Consider the following 17682-nt stretch of genomic DNA (forward strand, 5'->3'; position numbering starts at 1 on the left):
GTCATCCCTCCCGTGCCGCCGCGCACACCGCGCGGGCGATCCGTGCCAGGTCGGCGTCGTTCGTGACGTACGGCGGCATCGTGTAGACGAGGTCGCGGAACGGCCGTAGCCACACGCCCTCGCGGACGGCCGCGTCCGTGGCGGCCTTCATGTCGACGTCGTGGTCGAGCTGGACCACGCCGATGGCGCCGAGGACCCGGACGTCCCGGACGCCGGGGATCCTCGACGCCGGCGCCAGGCCCTCCCGCAGGCCCGTCTCGATGCGCTTCACCTCCGTCAACCAGTCCTGGTTCAGGAGGAGTTCGATCGACGCGCAGCCCACGGCCGCCGCCAGCGGGTTGCCCATGAAGGTCGGGCCGTGGGCCAGGACCGGTACCTCGCCCCGCGAGATGCCGTCCGCCACGCGTGACGTGCACAGCGTCGCCGCCATCGTCATATAGCCGCCGGTCAGCGCCTTGCCCACGCACATCACGTCCGGCGTGACGGCCGCGTGCTCCGCCGCGAACAAGGCTCCCGTACGCCCGAAGCCCGTCGCGATCTCGTCGAACACCAGCAGCACGTCATGCGCGTCGCACGCCTCGCGCAGCACCCGCAGATACGCGGGGGAGTGGAACCGCATCCCGCCCGCACCCTGCACCACCGGCTCCACGATCACCGCGGCCAGCTCGTGCGCGTGCCGCCCGATCAGCTCGTGGAGATGGTCGGCGTACGAATCGTCGTATTCGGCTGGAGGCGCGTCCGCGAAGACCTGTCGGGGCAGCACTCCTGCCCACAACTCGTGCATCCCGCCCTCGGGGTCGCACACCGACATCGGCTGCCAGGTGTCACCGTGGTAGCCGCCGCGCCAGGTCAGCAGGCGCTGTTTCGCGGGGCGGCCGAGCGAGCGCCAGTACTGGAGGCACATCTTCACCGCGACCTCGACCGACACCGAACCCGAGTCGGCCAGGAAGACGTGTTCCAGGCCGTCGGGTGACATGTCGACAAGGAGCTTCGCCAGTCGTACGGCGGGCTCGTGCGTGAGCCCGCCGAACATCACATGGCTCATCCGGCCGAGCTGCTCGTGCGCGGCCTCGTTGAGCACGGGGTGGTTGTAGCCGTGGATCGCCGACCACCAGGACGACATCCCGTCGACCAACTCACCCCCGCCGCCCGCCAGTCGGAGCCGGACCCCGCTCGCCGACTCCACGACGAGCGGGTCGACCCGGCCAGGCATCGGACCGTACGGATGCCAGACGTGCCGCCGGTCCAGTTCCAGCAGTTCCGGGACGGGCAGGCCGGGCAGGGCGGTCGGGTCAGGCATTGGGCGCTAGATCCGTTCCGGCACCTCGGCGGCGTACGGAGACCAGGTCCCGGCGCACCTCATCGACCTGCGGCGCGGACGCGGACGCGGGAGCGGAACCACAGACTCCGGCACCCTCGTGGGACCCGCATCCGCCACCCGCGTGGGATCCGCAGCCCCCATCGGCTTCCCCATGCGACCCGCAGCCGCCCACCGCCGCCCGGTGCTGCGGCAGCGTCACCTCGCCCGCGCCCTCCACCTCGAAGCCCGCGTCCGCGATCATCTCCAGGTCGGCCTGGCCGGCCTGGCCCTCGGACGTCAGGTAGTCGCCGAGGAAGATCGAGTTGGCGAGGTTCAGGGCGAGGGGCTGCATCGTGCGCAGGTGGACCTCACGGCCGCCCGCGATCCGCACCTCGACGTCGGGGCAGACGAACCGCACCATCGCGAGGATGCGCAGACACCGCTGCGGGGTGAGGTGCCACTCGGCCGCGAGCGGGGTGCCCTCCATCGGGATCAGGAAGTTCACCGGCACCGAGTCCGGGTCGAGGTCCCGAAGGGAGAAGACGACGTCGACCAGGTCCTCGTCCGTCTCGCCCATGCCGGCGATCAGGCCGGAGCAGGCGGACAGGCCCGCCGCGTGCGCCTTCTGCACGGTATCGACGCGGTCGGCGTAGGTGTGGGTGGTCGTGATGTCGCCGTACGTCGACTCGGACGTGTTGAGGTTGTGGTTGTAGGCGTCCGCGCCCGCCTCGCGCAGCCGGTCCGCCTGGCCGTCGGAGAGCAGGCCCAGGCAGGCGCACACCTCGACGCCCTCGTTCTGGTCCTTGATCGCCTTGATGGTGCCCGCGACCCGGTCCACGTCCCGGTCCGTCGGCCCCCGACCGGAGGCCACCAGACAGACCCGCTTGGCGCCACCCGCCACACCGGCCGCCGCCGCCTTCGAGGCATCGTCGGGTTTCAGCCACGTGTACTTCAGGATGTCGGCCTTGGAGCCGAGCCGCTGCGAGCAGTACGAGCAGTCCTCGGGGCACAGGCCGGACTTGAGGTTGACGAGGTAGTTGAGCTTCACCCGTCGCCCGAACCAGTGCCGGCGCACCTTTCCGGCCGCGGCCACGACATCCAGCAGGTCGTCGTCGGAGGTGGCGAGGACGGCGAGTGCTTCCGCGCGGGTCGGCAGCTCGCGCCGAAGCCCCTTGTCCACGAGCGTGTTCAGCAGGTCCATGAGGCCCGATCCTGTCCTACGGGACCGCCCGCGGCCAAGGAGAGAATGCACAAGACATGGAGCTGGCGGTGTGGGTATCACCACACCATGGGCGGTCGGTCGTCCGATTAGTGTCTGTGCACTGCCTACAAAAGCCCCGGAGGAACCATGGCGTTCGGCTGGATCGACGACCAGGCGGAGCAGCGCCGCCGCGCCGGGCTCGTACGGACCCTGCGACCGCGTCCCGCCGACTCGCCGCTCCTCGATCTCGCGAGCAACGACTACCTGGGGCTCGCCCGTCACCCGGAGGTCGTCGAAGGGGCCGCGGCGGCGGCGCGGACCTGGGGCGGCGGGTCGACCGGCTCGCGGCTCGTCACCGGTACGACCGAGCTGCACGCCCAACTGGAGCGCGAGCTGGCCGAGTTCACCGGGTTCGAGGCCGCCCTCGTCTTCTCCTCCGGCTACGCGGCCAACCTCGCCGCGGTCACCACCCTCGCGCCGCACGGTTCGCTGATCGTCTCCGACGCGGGCAACCACGCCTCCCTCATCGACGGCTGCCGACTGGCCCGCAGCGCCACCCAGGTCGTAGGGCACGCCGATCCGGACGGAGTGCGGAAGGCGCTGCGGACGCACGACGGGCAGGCCGTGGTCGTGTCCGACTCGGTGTTCTCCGTGGACGGGGACGCGGCTCCGGTGGGGGCGCTCGCCGAGGCGTGCCGGGAGTTCGGGGCGGGGCTGCTGCTCGACGACGCGCACGGGCTCGGGGTGCTGGGCGCGGGCGGGCGCGGGGCGCCGTACGCGGCGGGGCTCGCGGGAGCCGAGGACGTGGTCGTGACGGTCACGCTGTCCAAGTCGCTGGGCAGCCAGGGCGGAGCCGTGCTCGGGCCGGCCCGGGTGATCGACCATCTGGTCAACGCGGCGCGGACGTTCATCTTCGACACGGGGCTGGCACCCGCCGCGGCGGGTGCGGCCCTGGCGGCGCTCACCCTGCTGCGGCGCGAGCCCGAGCGGGCCGCCCGGGCGCGCGCCGTCGCGGGTGAACTGCACACGCGGTTCACCGCCGCGGGTCTGGAAGCGGTACGTCCGGACGCCGCGGTGGTGTCGGTGCGTGCGCCGTCCCCGGAGGCGGCCGTGCAATGGGCGGCCGACTGCCGTACGGCAGGGCTGGCCGTGGGCTGCTTCCGTCCTCCTTCCGTGCCCGACGGCATCTCACGGCTCAGGCTGACCGCCCGAGCGGACCTCTCCGGGGCCGAGATCGAACGCGCTGTACGTGTGATCGGCGAGACGCGACCATGAGTCGGCGTGACACGGTCGTGTGCCGCTGACGGGGGAAACGGTCAGTGGAACGCGGTGAGGAAGCCCGTCCAGCTCTCGGGGGAGAAGAGCAGGGCGGGTCCTTGCGGTTCCTTCGAGTCGCGTACGGCGAGCAGCCCCGCGCGGGGGCCCGAGCGCGGCCTGGCCGCCTCGACGCAGTTGTTCGCTCCCGTGCTGTAGCTGCTGCGCAGCCACCGCACACCGGACAGATCAGTACTGGAAGGTACGTTCCGAGGCAGTGCTGACATGGTGCCTCCTTACGCGCCGTCACCTATCCCGGCGATGTAATCCAACGAATCCTCGGGCGAAAGGGCGTGGTACTGAAGGGTGCTGAAGGCCTCGCTGTAGGCCTCCAGGTCTTCTTTCCGTTCGAGGTAGAGGCTACTCGTCAAATGGTCTAGAACAACCACGTCCAGATCAGAAGTGCTCGGAAAGGAGAAGATTACGAAAGGGCCGGTGATGCCGATGTGTGCTCCTGCGGCGAACGGCAGTACCTGAAGCCTTACTTGAGGCAGATGGGCCGCCTCCACGAGTCGCTCCAGTTGACGCGCCATCACCCCCGGCCCGCCGACCTCGCGCCGTACCACCGCCTCGTCGAGGACGACGCTCAGGGCCAGCGGCGGATCCGCGCGCAGCACGTCCTGGCGGGCCAGCCGTACCTGCACCAGTGCGTCGAGCCGGTCGGGACCGTCGTTGTCGAGGCCCCCCACGGCGGCCCGGGTCACCGCCCGGGCGTACTCGGGCGTCTGCAGCAGGCCGGGGACCACCGAGGTCTCCAGGGTGCGGATCGTGCTGGCCTGTGACTCCAGGCTGATGAAGTCCCGGTAGGCGGGCGGCAGTACACCGCGATAGGCGTGCCACCAGTGGTGTCGGCCGCCGCCGTCGTCGGAGCCCGCCAACACGAGCAGCATGTCCCGAAGTTGTGGGTCACCGACCTGGTAGGCGTCGAGGAGTAACCGGACGTCGGGCGGTTTCACGCCACTCGCGCCGGTCTCGATCCGGCTCACCTTCGACTGGTGCCAGCCGACCAGCCGGGCCGCCTCACCGCTGGTGAGCCCCGCTTCCGCACGCAACGTGCGGAGTTCGGCGCCCAGTTTCCGGCGGCGCACCGCGGGACCGTACTGCATGGGTTTCTCCTTACTCCTTCCGAGCCGCCCAAATACGGTCTGGGGTCGCAGAGTTCACCGCTTCGAGCGACAGATATATGCATATCTTGGTGGATCGCCACCGTTACCGACGCGGTAATGGCAGTCTGGCGAAGAAGCACCAGTCCGGGACCGTACTCGAACCATCCGCTCCATGTCGGACACCGGTCCCGCGGGAAAGGGACGACCGCGCCATGGCAGACCATCTGGAAGCATCCGTCACTCTGCCGAGCGATCCCGCCTCGGTCTCCGCCGCCCGCACGTATGTGGTCGGAACCCTGGTGGAATGGGGGCTGTCGGCGGACACGGAGGTCGCCGACACCATCCGCCTGATCGTCTCCGAACTCGCCACCAACGCCGTACAGCACACCTTCGGGCAGTCACCCACCTTCACGGTGGACATCGAGTTGGAGCGTGACGAACAGTTGCGCATCGGGGTCACCGACAGCCACCCCCGCTTCCCGAAACGCCTGCCGGCCGCTGTCCAGCAGGACAACGGCCGGGGCATGGTGATCATCCGCTGGCTGACCGCGGAGTGCGGCGGGAAACTCAAGGTCCGGCCCACCCTGGAGGGCGGCAAGACGGTCTCCGTCGAGGTGCCCTGGACCGTACCGGCCCGGCCGGTGACCGCGGCGGGCCAGCAGGAGCCGTAGAAGCGCGGGCCCCGGGACACCCGAGGGGTGGCGGTCCGTCAGGAGACCGCCACCCCTCGGGATTTCAGCGCAGGTCAGCTGACCCGGCCGTACCAGACGCTCTTGGTCCAGATCTTCTGCAACCGCACCACGTCCCCGGTCTTCGGGGCGTGCCAGATCTTTCCCTTCCCGGCGTAGATGCCGACGTGGTAGACGCTGGAGCCCGAGTGGAAGAACACGAGGTCCCCGGCCTTGCGGCTACCGGCCGAGATGTGGTGGGTCTTGTTGTACTGCTGGGCCGCCGTACGGGGCAGTTTCTTGCCTGCCTTCTTGTACGAGTACAGCGTGAGCCCGGAGCAGTCGAAGCGGCCCGGTCCGGTGGCCCCGTACCTGTACGGGGCGCCCTTCTTGGACGCCGCGACCTGGAGTGCCTTCGTCGCGGGTGTCGCGGCCGCGGCGTCGGACGCGACGCCGGGTATCACGACGGAGCCGCCCACGGCGGCGATGGCGAAGGCCGAGGCCGTACCGGCTCGGACCATCAGCGACGGGACACGATTGAGCGCAGTCATGCGCAACCCTTCGTCAGCCGCCTGTGAAGGATGACCTGTCGGATTCGGGCTGACAAAGTTGCCCGGCCGCTGACGCGGCTTCACCCCAAGGGCTGCTCGACCCGGTCATGGCGTGACCGTCCCGGCGACCCGTCGTGCCTGGGTCCTCCACTCCTGCCGATGCAATCCTGTCGACCTGTCATCCGGGTGGCGGCAGGACTCGGCGTCCGCCCGGATCGCCCCGCCGCTGCGGCGGGGTCTTGTCGTCAGACAGGGATCTTCACCTATGAATGTCCGAAAAGCCCAACGGAATCGGGGATTTGTGGGGTTACTCACCACTCACCCGTTCGGCTGAACGCATCGGTGTTCGAGGGCGTGCCGTGGCGGGTGTGACGCCCGGACCAGCACCGGAACCTCTCATCCGGCCCTCCGGCTACGCGAGTTGCGTGACCCGTACGGCCGTACCGACGGAGCGGCCACTACGTCGATCGGCGGTACGTCGTTCGGCCCGTTTCACCCCCGCCCCGGACGGTCGCGCACCCTCAACTGTCGGAGGGTGCGGGGAGGGTGACGCGAGCCGTGCGGCGCTCCCCGTCCAGCACGCGCAGCGCCCGCGCGAGTGTGGGGGCGTGCAGCTCGGTCTCGCCCCGCTGGTGCATCATCGCCAGCGCGTCCCGGAGTTCGATCGCCTTGGCCACGAGTGCCTGGGCGGCCCTCAGTCCACGGTAGGTGTCCCCGTGGTGCGCCGGGTTGATACGGCCCAGCAGGTCGGCCACGTCCAGGTAACGGTCGATCAACTCGCCCTCGGCGCGCGTCAGTGCGGGCAACGGCGGCAGTTCCGGCGGCAGCATCGCGGCTCACTCCCCGCCCGGCTCGGTGAGCGAGGTCTTGCGGGTGGCCACGATCCGGTCCACCAGGCCGTATTCCAGGGCCTGTTGGGCATCCATGATCCGGTCCCGCTCGATGTCCGCGCTCACCTGCTCCACCGTCCGGCCCGTGTGCAGGGCGAGCAGTCCCTCCAGTTGGGACCGGGTGCGGGCCAACTCCGCGGCCTGGATGGCGAGATCACTCGCCTGACCCTGGACCGGCTCGTCGAACGAGGGCTGATGGATCACCACACGGGCCCCCGGCAGCGCGGACCGCTTGCCCGGCGTGCCCGCCGCCAGCAGCACCGCCGCGGACGAGCCGGCCCGGCCCAGGCAGACCGTCTCCACATCACAACTCACGTACTGGAGCGTGTCGTAGATCGCCGACATCGCGGTGAACGAGCCGCCGGGCGAGTTGATGTACAGCGAGATGTCCCGGTCCGGCGCCTGGTACTCGAGGTGCATGAACTGGGCCATCACATCGTTCGCCGAGATGTCGTCGATCGGCGTCCCGAGGAAGACGATCCGCTCCTCCAGCAGCTTCGAGTACGGATCGAGGGTCCGGTGTCCGGCGCTGGTGCGCTCGGTGAACTCGGGCAGGACGTGGCGGGCGGACGGTCGGGTCATGGGTACCCCTCCTTCGGCATCTGTAAGAAATGTACAGGACGTACATGACGTTATGATGGGGGTATGGCCTACGAGATTCCGGTGACGCAAGCCAGGGCTGAGCTCGCCGACCTGATCAACCGGGTGGTGTACGGCGGCGAGCGCGTCGTCGTGACACGGCACGGCAAGCCCCTGGTGGCGCTGGTCTCCGCCGCCGACCTGGAGCGACTCGACGAACTCGACAAGCTCGACGCGAACGCCGACGAGCAGGTGATCAGTTCCGTCTCGCGCGTCCACGAGGTCGCGTCCGCTCCTCGCGAACACCAGCGGTTCGGCATCGCGGCCGAACACCGGGGGTCGAATCCCTCGTAGTGGCAGGTCGTGCGAGGGTCCGCTCTACGGGCGTAGATGCGATTGCCCTGATCACAGCTCGGTTAACTTGCTTGAAACGCCGTCCAACTAGCCTGCCGATCCACGCCACCAGGGATTTTTCCTTGGGGGCTGAGCGGGTCCGGCGAAGTCCGCTGCGGTTCGGCAGCGCTCCGAAGGGGCGCGGGGAACCGCGCGACCAGCCACGACGGGCCTTCGGATGACGTCCCGCACTCCGAGCGGAGCGTTCAAGCGGCAGCCGGACCCCGCACGGTCCGGAGCGAGGACTGTGAGGTGGGACGTGCAACTGACCCCGCACGAGCAAGAGAGGCTGCTGATCCACGTGGCGGCCGACGTGGCCGAGAAGCGCCGGGCCCGTGGTCTGAAGCTGAACCACCCCGAGGCGGTCGCCCTCATCACGTCGCACATCCTCGAAGGCGCCCGTGACGGCCGGACCGTCGCCGAGCTGATGTCCTCCGGGCGCAAGCTCCTCACCAGGGACGACGTCATGGAGGGCATCCCTGAGATGATCCATGACGTACAGGTCGAGGCGACCTTCCCGGACGGCACCAAGCTCGTCACCGTCCACGACCCGATCGTGTAGGAGGCCTCGATGATTCCCGGCGAGATCCTGTTCGCGGACGACCCGATCGTCTACAACGCGGGCCGTGAGGTCACACGGATGACCGTCCTCAACGCCGCCGACCGGCCCGTCCAGGTCGGCTCCCACTACCACTTCGCCGAGGCCAACCCCGGGCTCGAATTCGACCGCGCCGCCGCGCGCGGCAAGCGGCTCAACGTCGCCGCCGGTACGGCCGTGCGCTTCGAGCCCGGCATCCCCGTCGACGTCGAACTCGTCCCCCTCGCCGGCGCCCGTGTCGTGCCCGGACTGCGCGGGGAGACCGGAGGTGCCCTCGATGCCTGAGATCTCCCGTGCCGCGTACGCGGACCTGTTCGGGCCGACCACCGGCGACCGCATCCGGCTCGCCGACACCGATCTGCTGATCGAGATCGAGGAGGACCGCTCCGGCGGTCCCGGACTCGCCGGTGACGAGGCCGTGTTCGGCGGCGGCAAGGTCATCCGCGAGTCGATGGGCCAGGCCCGTGCCACGCGCGCCGAGGGCACCCCCGACACCGTCATCACCGGCGCCGTGATCATCGACCACTGGGGCATCGTCAAGGCCGACGTGGGCATCCGCGACGGCCGCATCACCGGCATCGGCAAGGCCGGCAACCCGGACACCATGGACGGCATCCACCCCGACCTGGTGATCGGCCCCGAGACCGAGGTCATCGCGGGCAACGGACGCATCCTCACGGCCGGTGCCGTGGACGCGCACGTGCACTTCATCTGCCCGCAGATCGCCGACGAGGCGCTCTCCGCCGGAGTCACCACACTCGTCGGCGGCGGCACCGGTCCTGCCGAGGGTTCCAAGGCGACCACGGTCACCCCCGGCCCCTGGCATCTGGCCCGGATGATGGCCGCGATGGAGCAGTACCCGCTCAACATCGGCTTCCTCGGCAAGGGCAACACCGTCTCGCACGACGCGATGATGTCCCAGATCCGCGGGGGCGCGCTGGGTCTGAAGCTGCACGAGGACTGGGGCTCGACCCCCGCCGTCATCGACGCCTCGCTCACCGTCGCCGACCGCACGGGCGTCCAAGTCGCCATCCACACCGACACGTTGAACGAGGCCGGGTTCGTCGGCGACACCCTCGCCGCGATCGCCGGACGCGGCATCCACGCGTACCACACCGAGGGTGCGGGCGGCGGGCACGCGCCGGACATCATGACCGTGGTCTCCGAGCCGCACGTCCTGCCCAGCTCCACCAACCCGACCCGGCCCTACACCGTCAACACCGCCGAGGAACACCTCGACATGCTGATGGTCTGCCACCACCTCAACCCGGCGGTCCCCGAGGACCTGGCCTTCGCCGAGTCCCGCATCCGCCCCTCGACGATCGGCGCGGAGGACATCCTCCACGACCTCGGCGCCATCTCGATCATCTCCTCCGACGCGCAGGCCATGGGGCGCGTGGGAGAAGTGATCCTGCGGACCTGGCAGACGGCCCATGTGATGAAGCGGCGGCGGGGCGCGCTGCCGGGTGACGGGCGCGCGGACAACCATCGCGTACGGCGCTATGTCGCCAAGTACACGATCAACCCCGCCCTCGCGCAGGGCCTCGCCCGTGAGGTCGGCTCCGTCGAGACCGGCAAGCTCGCCGATCTCGTGCTGTGGGAACCGCCGTTCTTCGGCGTCAAGCCGCACCTCGTCATCAAGGGCGGGCAGATCGCGTACGCGCAGATGGGCGACGCGAACGCGTCCATCCCGACTCCGCAGCCGATCCTGCCCCGGCCGATGTTCGGGGCGATCGGGCGGGCGCCGGCTGCCAATTCCTTCAATTTTGTGGCGCAGTTGGCGATCGAGGACGGGCTGCCCGAGCGGCTCGACCTCGGCAAGAAGTTCGTGGCCATCGAGTCCACGCGTGGGGTCACCAAGGCGGACATGCGGGAGAACGACGCCCGGCCGCGCGTCCAGGTCGACCCCGACAGCTTCGCCGTGCACATCGACGGGGAGCTCGTCGAGGCGACTCCGGCTGCTGAACTGCCCATGGCTCAGCGGTACTTCCTCTTCTGATGAGGAGGCTGCGATGAGCAGGGGAGCGTTGCTGGTACTCGCCGACGGGCGCTTTCCCGCTGGTGGGCACGCGCACTCCGGTGGGGCGGAAGCGGCTGTCAAGGCCGGGCGGGTCACCGGGGCGGGCAGCCTCGGGGAGTTCTGCCGGGGGCGGTTGCACACGGCCGGGCTCGTGTCCGCCTCGCTGGCCGCTGCCGCCGTACTCGGTGTGGATCCGGTGGAGTTGGACGCGGCTGCTGATGCGCGGACGCCGTCGCCGGCGTTGCGGGGTGCTGCGCGGAAGCTTGGGCGGCAGTTGATGCGGGCCGGTCGGGCGACCTGGCCGTCTGCCGAACTCGACGCCCTGGCGCGGGAGTTCCCCAAGGGAGCGCATCAGCCCGTTGTGTTGGGGCTGGTGGCTCGGGCGGCGGGGCTCGGGGCGGAGGACGCGGCGTACTGCGCGGCTTACGAGAGTGTGAGTGGGCCCGCGTCCGCGACGGTGCGGTTGCTGAGTCTTGATCCGTTTGACGCTACGGCTGTACTCGCCCGGTTGGCGCCGGAGTTGGACCTTGTCGCCGATCGGGCGGTGGAGGCGGGGCGGCGGGTGGTGGACGGCGGTGTCGATGAACTGCCGTGTGCGTCAGCGCCGTTGCTGGAGGTCGGGGCGGAGGCGCATGCGGCTTGGGCTGTGCGGTTGTTCGCGTCGTGACCGGGGTTGCCCGCGCCGTTGCTGGGGGCTCCGCCCCCAGACCCCCGATCGGCCCTGAAGGGGCCTCGTCCTCAAACGCCGGACGGGCTGAGGGATACAGGCCCGGTTGAAAAGGCGCCGGAGCCAGAAGCACAGTAGAAACACGTAAGGAGCCGCTCTCATGCACCTCGACCACACCCACGACGGCCCCGCCGCGGTCAGCGCCGACGCGCACCGCCCCGACGGCACCCACCGTGCCCTGCGGATCGGGCTCGGTGGGCCTGTCGGGTCCGGGAAGACCGCTACCGTCGCCGCGCTCTGCCGGGCCCTGCGGGATGAGCTTTCGCTCGCTGTCGTCACCAATGACATCTACACGCGTGAGGATGCCGAATTCCTGTTGCGGGAGGCCGTGTTGCCGCCTGAGCGGATCAGTGCCGTGGAGACGGGGGCCTGTCCGCACACCGCCATCCGGGATGACATCTCCGCCAACCTCGAAGCCGTCGAGGATCTGGAGGACGAGGTCGGGCCGTTGGATCTGATTCTTGTGGAGTCGGGTGGGGACAATCTCACCGCGACCTTCTCCAAGGGGCTTGTCGATGCGCAGATCTTTGTCATCGATGTGGCCGGTGGGGACGACATTCCGCGGAAGGGCGGGCCGGGTGTCACGACCGCCGATCTGTTGGTCGTCAACAAGACCGACCTCGCGCCGTACGTGGGGTCCGACCTTGGGCGGATGGCCGCTGATGCCAAAGCTCAGCGGGCCGAACTGCCCGTCGTCTTCCAGTCGTTGAGGACCGAGGCGGGGGTCGGCGAGGTCGCCCGCTGGGTGCGGCAGCAGCTCGCCGCGTGGGCGGTGTGATCGCGGCCGGGGTCCGGGCCACCGCGCGGATCGTGGCCCGGGAGGACGGGCGGGGCGGTACCGCGCTGCCCGTGCTGGAGGGCGACGGGCCGCTCGCGCTGCGGCGGGTCCGGGGGAGTGGGGCGGAGGCCCGGGTCATGCTCGTCGGGGCCATGAGCGGGCCGCTCGGGGGCGACCGGTTCGCCGTCGAGGCGGCGGTCGAGCGTGGGGCCCTGTTGCGGGTCGGGTCCGCCGCCGCGACCATCGCGCTGCCGGGGCAGGCGAAGGGCGAGTCGCGGTACGACGTGCGGATCGATGTGGCCGAGGGCGGTGAACTGCATTGGCTGCCCGAGCAGTTGATCTCCGTGTGCGGGAGTGATCTGCGGGTCAGGACACGTGTCGAGCTTGCCGACTCCGCCCGGCTGGTGCTGCGTGAGGAGCAGGTGCTCGGGCGGGTCGGGGAGGAGCCCGGGCGGCTCACCAGCCGGCTCTCCGTGCGGATCGCGGGGCGTACCGTGCTCGATCAGGAGCTGGCCTGCGGTCCGGGGGCGCCGGGCGGCTGGGACGGGCCCGCCGTTCTCGGGGGGCATCGCGCGGTCGGGCAACTCCTCGTCGTACGGCCGGAGTTCGGTCGGGAGCCGGTCGCCGCCCGCATGCTGGGGGAGTCTGCGGCGCTGGTGCCGCTCGCCGGGCCCGCCGTGCTGGTGAGTGCGATCGCCCCCGACGCGCTGCGGCTGCGGCGGGTGCTGGACGAGGCGTTGGCGTCGCTCGGGTGAGTATCCGCTGAGCGGGACGCCTGTTTCCGCTTATCGGATTGGTAAAGAAGGTCAACCGCCTCTGTTCTCAGACGGCTCACAGCCGCGAGGATCCTCCGAGACCATTTCGCAACGATGTACGGGGAGGGGCCCACTTGAGGCACAACAGACCGAAGAGCCGCGTGATGGCGTTCGGTTCGGCCGGATTCGCGGCGGCGGCGCTGATAGCCGGCGCCGTGGTGGCACCCGCGGCCAACGCGCAGACCAACCAGACGGCGGGTCACGGGCAGGACCACGCGGCCGCCCAGGGCGCCGCGCTCACCGCCGCCCGCGCCGCGAAGGCCGGGATCGACTGGCAGGACTGTCCCGCCGACTGGGGCTTCGCGAAGCCGGTCCAGTGCGGCTGGGTGACCGTGCCGATCGACTACACCAAGCCGAACGGCAAGAAGATCAAGCTCGCCGTCGACCGTGCGGTCAGCACCGGCACCGCGGCGGAGCGCCAGGGCGCGCTCGTCTACAACCCCGGCGGTCCGGGCGGCTCGGGCATGCGCTTCCCGCTCCGGGTCACCACCAAGAACCCGCTGTGGGTCAACACGTCCAAGGCGTACGACTTCGTGGGCTTCGACCCGCGCGGTGTCGGCCACTCGGCGCCCATCTCCTGCATCGACCCGCAGGAGTTCGTGAAGGCGCCCAAGGCGGACCCGGTACCGGACTCCACGGCCGACAAGAACGCGCAGCGCAAGCTGGCCCGTGAGTACGCGGACGGCTGCGCCGCGCGCACCGGCCGCACCATGCTCGCGCAGATGACCACGCCGAACACCGCGCGCGACCTCGACGTCATCCGCGCCGCCCTCGGCGAGAAGAAGCTCAACTACCTGGGCGTCTCCTACGGCACCTACCTCGGCGCCGTCTACGGCACCCTGTTCCCGAGCCACGTGCGCCGCATGATCGTCGACAGTGTCGTCAACCCGGCGCGCGACAACATCTGGTACGAGGCCAACCTGGGCCAGGACGTCGCCTTCGAGGGCCGCTGGAAGGACTGGGAGGACTGGGTCGCGAAGAACGACGCGGCCTTCCACCTCGGCACCACCCGCGCCGCCGTCCAGGCGAAGTGGCTGGAGCTGCGCGCCACCGCGAAGAAGAGCCCGCTCGGCGGAGTCGTCGGTCCGGCCGAGCTGCTCGGCTTCTTCCAGAGCGCTCCGTACTACGACTCCTCGTGGGTGCCGGTCGCCACCGCGTTCAGCAAGTACGTCGCCGGTGACCCCCAGCCGCTGATCGACGCGGCCTCGCCCGACCTGTCGGACACCGCGGGCAACATCACCTCGGAGAACGGCAACGCCGTCTACACGGCCGTCGAGTGCACCGACGCCAAGTGGCCGACCAGTTGGGCGAAGTGGGACAAGGACAACACGGCGCTCAACAAGAAGTACCCGTTCCTGACCTGGTCCAACGCCTGGATGAACCTGCCGTGCGCCACCTGGCCCGTCAGGCAGCAGTCCCCGGTCGAGGTCAGGACCGGCAAGGGTCTGCCGCCGGTCCTCATCGTGCAGTCGCAGCGCGACGCCGCCACGCCGTACGAGGGCGCCGTCGTCCTGCACCAGCGCTTCAAGGGCTCGCGCCTGATCACCGAGAAGGACGCGGGCTCGCACGGTGTGACCGGACTGGTCAACCCGTGCATCAACTCCCGTGTCGACGCCTACCTGTTGAGCGGAAAGCTGGACGCCTCCGACTTCACGTGCACCCCGCACGCGACGCCGGTGCCGTAAACAGCAGTAGTCAGCAGTAGTTGTACGTGCCGAGGGGCGGCCGGTTTCCAACCGGCCGCCCCTCAGTCACATCTCCGGGCGATCGCCCTCAACTCAACGGCAGACGCGGGAACTTGCGCTCCTTCGCCGCGGCTGCCTCCGCCGCCTTGGCGACCGCCGCGTACTCGTCGACGTACTCCTGCTCGGAGAGCATGAGGATCGCGTACATGATCTCGTCGGTGATGGCGCGCAGGATCGCCTTCTCGTTCTCCATGCCTTCGTAGCGGGAGAAGTCGAGGGGGGTGCCGAAGCGGATCGTCACGGGGTGGACCTTGGGGATGACCTTGCCGGGCGGCTGGGCCTCGAAGGTGCCGATCATCGCGCAGGGGATGACGGGCACTTGGGCTTTGAGGGCCATGACCGCTACGCCGACCTTGCCCTTGTAGAGGCGGCCGTCGTGGGAGCGGGTGCCCTCCGGGTAGATGCCGAGCAGTTCGTCCTTGCTCAGGACGCCGAGGCCCTCGCGGATCGCGGCCTGGCCCGCCTCCTTGCCGGAGCGGTCCACCGGGATCTGGCCCGCGCTGCGGAAGAAGGTCGCGGTGAGGCGGCCTCTGATGCCGGGGCCGGTGAAGTACTCGGCCTTGGCCAGGAAGGTGATGCGGCGCTTGAGGACCGCCGGCATCAGGAAGTGGTCGGCGAAGGAGAGGTGGTTGCCCGCGACGATCGCCGCGCCCGACTCCGGGATGTTGTCCAGGCCCTCTATTCGGGGCCTGAAGACGAGTCTGAGCAACGGCCCCAGAATGACGTATTTCAGGAGGTAGTAGAACAAGAGGGGTCGCTCCTCACTCCGGCGGCTCGGCTCGACCGACCTGTTCTCGCAGGTCACCCGGTACCTCGTGGGCTGCCAGTGTAGGGGCAGGCGCCGCCGCGTGGAACCGGTGGCGATCAGGCCGCCGCCGGGCACGACGGAGGGCGGCGAGAACCTCCTCGCCGCCCTCCGTCCGAGGCAACTCGCCCCGGTTCGACGTGACTTACAGGGACGCGGTGCGCGACGACCGGCGCCGGTACAGCGCGAACGCGGTGGTCGCCCCCACCGCCGTGACCAGACCGGCACCCACCGCGATCGGCAGCGCCGAGGAGGCCGTGGTGCCGGCGGCGACGTTCTGCGCCTTCAGGTCCTGGACGTACGCCGGGTACGGGGCCTTCGTCGCCGTCGACGACGTCTGCGTGTAGTGCGGGATCCGCTTCACCGACTTCACCGAACCGTCCGAATTCAGCAGCACCTGCTTGTCGTTGGGGTGCCGGAAGTCGAACATGCCGCCCAGGGTGCCCGCCCGCTGGTCGAACGACGCGTCACCGACGCGGCCCGTGCGCCAGTTGTCCTCGATGAACTGCGTGATCGACGCCTGCTCGGTGGCCGTGTGGTCGATCGAATTGACCTTGCTGTACGGCGAGATGACCAGCAGCGGCTGCCGGGTGCCCGGACCGCAGCGGTCCGCGTAGCCGCCCTTGGCCGCCGGACCGGCCTGGCAGGCGGGGCTGTCGGTGGCCTTGCTGTTGGAGCCAACGGTCGAGTCCTTGGAGCCGTTGAGCACCTTGGAGGAGACGTGGTCGTACCAGCCGTCGGAGTCGTCGTAGGCGAGCACGACCGCCGTCGACTTCCACTCGGGCGACTTCTGAAGGGCGTTGATCTCCTTGATCAGGAAGTTCTGCTCGTCGGCGGGGTCGGAGTAACCGGCGTGCCCGTCCTGGTACTCGGCCGCCTTCAGGAAGCTCACTGCGGGAAGGTTGTTCGCCTTCAGCGCCGCGTCGAAGTCGGTCAGGTCGTAGTTGTGGTTCGCCCGGCCGTTGTGCCCGATCTCGGCGACGGACTTCGGCGCCAAGTGGTGCGGGTTGGCCGTCGACTTGTAGTACTCGAACGGCTCGTGGTGCGCGCTGTAGTCCTCCGACGCGGCGCCGCCGACATTGGTGTGGGTGGTGCCGGCGCACTTCGCGTAGGTGCCGCTCGTACCGTCCCACGCGGTGCTCGGCCGGAAGCCGCCCTGGAACCAACCCCAGCTCACGTTCCTGGAGTTGAGCAGGTCACCGATGTTCTTGCCCTGCATCTCCGCGAGCGCGCTGGTCGCGGTGTGGTCCTTGTCCGAGCAGTCGTCGAAGGCCGGGTCGGGGTCGTTGACGACCGTGCCGACACCCTTGGCGTTCGGGGAGACCACGGCGTACGAGTCCGGAGTCGTCGTCTGCTTCGGGTCCTCGGTGCCGGAGGCCGGGTCGACCGAGATCACGCCGTGCGTCTGACCGGAGATCAGGTTCAGCGCGCCGGGCGTGGAGGGACCGAAGTTCGAGCTGAAGGAGTGGTCGTTCAGCGCGTACTGCTGGGCGTAGTTCCACATGCCCGTGACGGTGTTGCCGTCGTAGTAGTCCATCACCAGGCCGGGCTCACCGAAGAGGCCGGTGCACTTGTTGACCTCGGTGTTCTCGACGTACTTGTCGGCCTTGCCGCCGTCGGCCGCGTACTGCTCGGGGCCGTAGGAGTGGTTCTGGTCGCAGGTCATCACCTGCGAACTGCTCAGCCGCGTGGGCGTGTAGAGGTTCGGGTTCTTCTTCAGCAGCCCGGCGTTGAGCAGGTTGTCGGCCTTCGGTGTCTGTGCCGCCGCCTTGAACTTGGTGCCGTCGGTGTTCGCGGCCTGCGGGTAGGTGGCGAAGTAGTGGTCGAACGAGATGTTCTCGTCGTAGATCACGACGACGTGCTTGATCGGCGTCGACGTGTGCGTGCCGCCCGTGGGCCGGTGGCCGCCCGAGGCCGCCGCCGCGGGGAACGCCCCGCCCGCGGTGGCCAGGGCCGCGGCGCCGAGCAGGGCGCCCACACGCGTCAACCGGCGCCGTGCACCGGGGGTTCTTCCTTTGCCGATCATGCTGTCTCGCCTTCCGGGAGCAGTGGTTCCGCGCTCACGCCGAATGCGGCCGTAACGCCTACGGCCGAATCCTGGGCAATGGTGACGGCGGGGCGGGGGAGCGGCAATGTCGCGGGAGCGAACGCCCGGTCAGGAAATTCTCATGGTCTGTTGGCCTGTTCTTGAC

Annotated in this window: 19 protein-coding genes and 1 riboswitch; of the genes, 10 read left to right on the forward strand and 9 right to left on the reverse strand. The window is 69.7% G+C overall.

What is annotated here, in order from left to right; all coding sequences use genetic code 11:
• Position 1: 1 nt before the first annotated feature.
• Together ACIRRY_RS33170 and bioB are read right to left on the reverse strand one after the other, a co-directional pair.
• Positions 2–1300 carry an adenosylmethionine--8-amino-7-oxononanoate transaminase gene (locus ACIRRY_RS33170; protein ID WP_403980031.1) on the reverse strand — a complete coding sequence of 433 codons (1299 nt, stop codon included), beginning with the start codon at positions 1298–1300 and terminating at the stop codon, positions 2–4.
• Complete coding sequence (gene bioB / locus ACIRRY_RS33175; protein WP_403980034.1) at positions 1293–2501, reverse strand: biotin synthase BioB; 1209 nt, start codon at positions 2499–2501, stop codon at positions 1293–1295. The genes ACIRRY_RS33170 and bioB overlap by 8 nt, the downstream gene beginning before the upstream one ends.
• Positions 2502–2648: 147 nt before the next feature.
• On the opposite strand from bioB, the gene ACIRRY_RS33180 reads away from it, so the two are divergent.
• Entirely contained in the window at positions 2649–3776 is a 1128-nt protein-coding gene (locus ACIRRY_RS33180; protein ID WP_403980036.1) for an 8-amino-7-oxononanoate synthase, read from the forward strand.
• Between the two features lie 41 nt (positions 3777–3817).
• Here the strand turns inward: ACIRRY_RS33180 and ACIRRY_RS33185 are convergent, their stop codons facing one another.
• Entirely contained in the window at positions 3818–4042 is a 225-nt protein-coding gene (locus ACIRRY_RS33185) for a DUF397 domain-containing protein (protein ID WP_403980038.1), read from the reverse strand.
• Positions 4043–4051: 9 nt separating this feature from the next.
• Positions 4052–4921: a helix-turn-helix domain-containing protein gene (locus tag ACIRRY_RS33190; RefSeq protein WP_403980040.1), complete on the reverse strand. Its 870-nt coding sequence runs from the start codon at positions 4919–4921 to the stop codon at positions 4052–4054.
• Between the two features lie 212 nt (positions 4922–5133).
• On the opposite strand from ACIRRY_RS33190, the gene ACIRRY_RS33195 reads away from it, so the two are divergent.
• Complete coding sequence (locus ACIRRY_RS33195; protein WP_403980043.1) at positions 5134–5592, forward strand: ATP-binding protein; 459 nt, start codon at positions 5134–5136, stop codon at positions 5590–5592.
• Positions 5593–5666: 74 nt separating this feature from the next.
• Here the strand turns inward: ACIRRY_RS33195 and ACIRRY_RS33200 are convergent, their stop codons facing one another.
• From ACIRRY_RS33200 to ACIRRY_RS33210, 3 genes are all read right to left on the reverse strand, one after another.
• Positions 5667–6140 carry a C40 family peptidase gene (locus tag ACIRRY_RS33200; RefSeq protein ID WP_403980046.1) on the reverse strand — a complete coding sequence of 158 codons (474 nt, stop codon included), beginning with the start codon at positions 6138–6140 and terminating at the stop codon, positions 5667–5669.
• 3 nt (positions 6141–6143) lie between these two features.
• Positions 6144–6345, reverse strand: a riboswitch (cyclic di-AMP (ydaO/yuaA leader).
• A 316-nt stretch (positions 6346–6661) separates the two neighbouring features.
• Positions 6662–6970: a hypothetical protein gene (locus tag ACIRRY_RS33205; RefSeq protein WP_403980049.1), complete on the reverse strand. Its 309-nt coding sequence runs from the start codon at positions 6968–6970 to the stop codon at positions 6662–6664.
• A gap of 6 nt (positions 6971–6976) precedes the next feature.
• Positions 6977–7612, reverse strand: a complete 636-nt coding sequence (locus ACIRRY_RS33210; protein WP_403980052.1) for an ATP-dependent Clp protease proteolytic subunit — start codon at positions 7610–7612, stop codon at positions 6977–6979.
• A 63-nt stretch (positions 7613–7675) separates the two neighbouring features.
• Here ACIRRY_RS33210 and ACIRRY_RS33215 point away from each other — a divergent pair, with 63 nt between their 5' ends.
• The 8 genes from ACIRRY_RS33215 (at position 7676) to ACIRRY_RS33250 (ending at position 14625) form a co-directional block, all read left to right on the forward strand.
• Positions 7676–7963: a type II toxin-antitoxin system Phd/YefM family antitoxin gene (locus ACIRRY_RS33215; RefSeq protein ID WP_403980055.1), complete on the forward strand. Its 288-nt coding sequence runs from the start codon at positions 7676–7678 to the stop codon at positions 7961–7963.
• Positions 7964–8261: 298 nt separating this feature from the next.
• Positions 8262–8564, forward strand: a complete 303-nt coding sequence (locus ACIRRY_RS33220) for an urease subunit gamma (protein ID WP_010988499.1) — start codon at positions 8262–8264, stop codon at positions 8562–8564.
• Between the two features lie 9 nt (positions 8565–8573).
• Positions 8574–8885 carry an urease subunit beta gene (locus ACIRRY_RS33225; RefSeq protein WP_356056041.1) on the forward strand — a complete coding sequence of 104 codons (312 nt, stop codon included), beginning with the start codon at positions 8574–8576 and terminating at the stop codon, positions 8883–8885.
• Positions 8878–10599 (forward strand): urease subunit alpha, encoded by a 1722-nt coding sequence (locus ACIRRY_RS33230; protein ID WP_403980059.1) that lies wholly within the window; start codon positions 8878–8880, stop codon positions 10597–10599. The genes ACIRRY_RS33225 and ACIRRY_RS33230 overlap by 8 nt, the downstream gene beginning before the upstream one ends.
• 13 nt (positions 10600–10612) lie before the next feature.
• On the forward strand, positions 10613–11287 hold the full coding sequence (locus ACIRRY_RS33235) for an urease accessory protein UreF (protein WP_403980061.1): 675 nt from the start codon (positions 10613–10615) through the stop codon (positions 11285–11287).
• Positions 11288–11447: 160 nt separating this feature from the next.
• Complete coding sequence (gene ureG, locus ACIRRY_RS33240) at positions 11448–12125, forward strand: urease accessory protein UreG (RefSeq protein WP_403980064.1); 678 nt, start codon at positions 11448–11450, stop codon at positions 12123–12125.
• Entirely contained in the window at positions 12113–12880 is a 768-nt protein-coding gene (locus tag ACIRRY_RS33245; RefSeq protein ID WP_403980067.1) for an urease accessory protein UreD, read from the forward strand. Before ureG ends, ACIRRY_RS33245 begins: the two co-directional genes overlap by 13 nt.
• A gap of 164 nt (positions 12881–13044) precedes the next feature.
• Complete coding sequence (locus ACIRRY_RS33250) at positions 13045–14625, forward strand: alpha/beta hydrolase (RefSeq protein ID WP_403980236.1); 1581 nt, start codon at positions 13045–13047, stop codon at positions 14623–14625.
• An 88-nt stretch (positions 14626–14713) separates the two neighbouring features.
• On the opposite strand, the gene ACIRRY_RS33255 is transcribed toward ACIRRY_RS33250, so the two are convergent.
• Positions 14714–15433, reverse strand: a complete 720-nt coding sequence (locus tag ACIRRY_RS33255; RefSeq protein WP_403980070.1) for a lysophospholipid acyltransferase family protein — start codon at positions 15431–15433, stop codon at positions 14714–14716.
• 202 nt (positions 15434–15635) lie between these two features.
• Positions 15636–17516, reverse strand: coding sequence for a phospholipase C (locus ACIRRY_RS33260; protein ID WP_403980072.1), 1881 nt, complete (start codon positions 17514–17516; stop codon positions 15636–15638).
• Positions 17517–17682 lie beyond the last annotated feature (166 nt).

Source organism: Streptomyces sp. NPDC101776, from assembly GCF_044766845.1.
Lineage (GTDB): Bacteria > Actinomycetota > Actinomycetes > Streptomycetales > Streptomycetaceae > Streptomyces.

Bases quoted from the DNA above. Each gene is read 5' to 3' on its own strand.
- ureG (WP_403980064.1), top strand. From the start codon at position 11,448: ATGCACCTCGACCACACCCACGACGGCCCCGCCGCGGTCAGCGCCGAC.
- ACIRRY_RS33170 (WP_403980031.1), bottom strand. From the start codon at position 1,300: ATGCCTGACCCGACCGCCCTGCCCGGCCTGCCCGTCCCGGAACTGCTG.
- ACIRRY_RS33190 (WP_403980040.1), bottom strand. From the start codon at position 4,921: ATGCAGTACGGTCCCGCGGTGCGCCGCCGGAAACTGGGCGCCGAACTC.
- ACIRRY_RS33235 (WP_403980061.1), top strand. From the start codon at position 10,613: ATGAGCAGGGGAGCGTTGCTGGTACTCGCCGACGGGCGCTTTCCCGCT.
- ACIRRY_RS33225 (WP_356056041.1), top strand. From the start codon at position 8,574: ATGATTCCCGGCGAGATCCTGTTCGCGGACGACCCGATCGTCTACAAC.
- ACIRRY_RS33180 (WP_403980036.1), top strand. From the start codon at position 2,649: ATGGCGTTCGGCTGGATCGACGACCAGGCGGAGCAGCGCCGCCGCGCC.
- ACIRRY_RS33200 (WP_403980046.1), bottom strand. From the start codon at position 6,140: ATGACTGCGCTCAATCGTGTCCCGTCGCTGATGGTCCGAGCCGGTACG.
- ACIRRY_RS33195 (WP_403980043.1), top strand. From the start codon at position 5,134: ATGGCAGACCATCTGGAAGCATCCGTCACTCTGCCGAGCGATCCCGCC.
- bioB (WP_403980034.1), bottom strand. From the start codon at position 2,501: ATGGACCTGCTGAACACGCTCGTGGACAAGGGGCTTCGGCGCGAGCTG.
- ACIRRY_RS33230 (WP_403980059.1), top strand. From the start codon at position 8,878: ATGCCTGAGATCTCCCGTGCCGCGTACGCGGACCTGTTCGGGCCGACC.
- ACIRRY_RS33205 (WP_403980049.1), bottom strand. From the start codon at position 6,970: ATGCTGCCGCCGGAACTGCCGCCGTTGCCCGCACTGACGCGCGCCGAG.
- ACIRRY_RS33215 (WP_403980055.1), top strand. From the start codon at position 7,676: ATGGCCTACGAGATTCCGGTGACGCAAGCCAGGGCTGAGCTCGCCGAC.
- ACIRRY_RS33185 (WP_403980038.1), bottom strand. From the start codon at position 4,042: ATGTCAGCACTGCCTCGGAACGTACCTTCCAGTACTGATCTGTCCGGT.
- ACIRRY_RS33260 (WP_403980072.1), bottom strand. From the start codon at position 17,516: ATGATCGGCAAAGGAAGAACCCCCGGTGCACGGCGCCGGTTGACGCGT.
- ACIRRY_RS33210 (WP_403980052.1), bottom strand. From the start codon at position 7,612: ATGACCCGACCGTCCGCCCGCCACGTCCTGCCCGAGTTCACCGAGCGC.
- ACIRRY_RS33250 (WP_403980236.1), top strand. From the start codon at position 13,045: ATGGCGTTCGGTTCGGCCGGATTCGCGGCGGCGGCGCTGATAGCCGGC.